This is a genomic window from Trinickia dabaoshanensis (assembly GCF_002879885.1).
Lineage (GTDB): Bacteria > Pseudomonadota > Gammaproteobacteria > Burkholderiales > Burkholderiaceae > Trinickia > Trinickia dabaoshanensis.
The window spans coordinates 1-1,081 of sequence record NZ_PNYA01000080.1 but is presented as its reverse complement, the minus strand read 5'-3'; the positions used below and the strand labels follow the sequence as shown (position 1 = coordinate 1,081).

The following is a 1,081-nucleotide window of genomic DNA, read 5'->3' as shown; positions in this document are numbered from 1 at the left end:
CGCTTGCATCTGCTTGCTATCGAACCGTTGACGAAAACCTCGCGGAAAACCGCACCGCGTAAGGCCTCGCTTCTCTTCGCTCAGTCACGTTGACTGCACGAAAGGGCGCAATTCTAGGCGGCTTCTTTGAACCGCGCAAGCGGTATTTCAAAGAAATCGCATCATCGATTCTTGAACACCGGTTTGCGCTTTTCGAGGAATGCGGCCATACCCTCTTTCTGGTCCTCGGTCGCGAACAGCGAATGGAACAGCCGGCGCTCGAAGCGGATGCCTTCGGCGAGCGTCGTCTCGTAGGCGCTGTTCACGGACTCCTTCACCATCATCACGGCCGGAAGCGGGAATTCCGCGATGGTGCCGGCGGCCGCCAATGCCTCGTCGAGCAGCGACGCCGCCGGAACGATGCGCGAAACCAAGCCGGCACGCTCGGCCTCGGCCGCATCCATGAAGCGCGCGGTCAAACACATATCCATCGCCTTCGCTTTCGACACGGCCCGCGGCAATCGCTGCGTGCCGCCCGCGCCGGGCATCACGCCGAGCTTGATTTCAGGCTGACCGAACTTTGCGGTATCGGCGGCAATGACGATGTCGCACATCATCGCCAACTCGCAGCCGCCGCCAAGCGCGAAGCCGGCCACCGCCGCGATGATCGGCTTACGGATGGAGCGCATCGTCTCCCAATTACGAGTGATGTAGTCGCCCTTATACACATCCATATAGGTATAAGTGGCCATCATGCCGATGTCGGCACCCGCGGCGAACGCCTTTTCGCTGCCGGTCACGACGATCGCGCCGATGTTCTCGTCGGCATCGAACGCCTTGAGCGCCGCGCCAAGCTCATCCATCAACGCGTCGTTCAGCGCATTCAACGCTTTCGGGCGATTCAGCGTCACCAAACCGACGCGCCCGCGCGTCTCCACCAGAATATTTTCGTAGCTCATTGAGCCTCCTAGTCTTAGGTTAGATCAGGCGAGAAAAGCTTTCGCGCCTGCCCGGAAACAATGCTAACATTCGCCAACCAACCGGTCGGTCGGTTAATTGGTACTATTTTCGATTGCCGGCCCTCCCCCACCAACGTCTGGCC

General features: G+C 59.9%; 1 protein-coding gene. It reads right to left on the bottom strand.

The window, feature by feature from the left end; all coding sequences use genetic code 11:
- Positions 1-161: 161 nt before the first annotated feature.
- Entirely contained in the window at positions 162-938 is a 777-nt protein-coding gene (locus C0Z18_RS32450; protein WP_102649545.1) for an enoyl-CoA hydratase, read from the bottom strand.
- Positions 939-1,081 lie beyond the last annotated feature (143 nt).

Bases quoted from the DNA above. Each gene is read 5' to 3' on its own strand.
- C0Z18_RS32450 (WP_102649545.1), bottom strand. From the start codon at position 938: ATGAGCTACGAAAATATTCTGGTGGAGACGCGCGGGCGCGTCGGTTTG.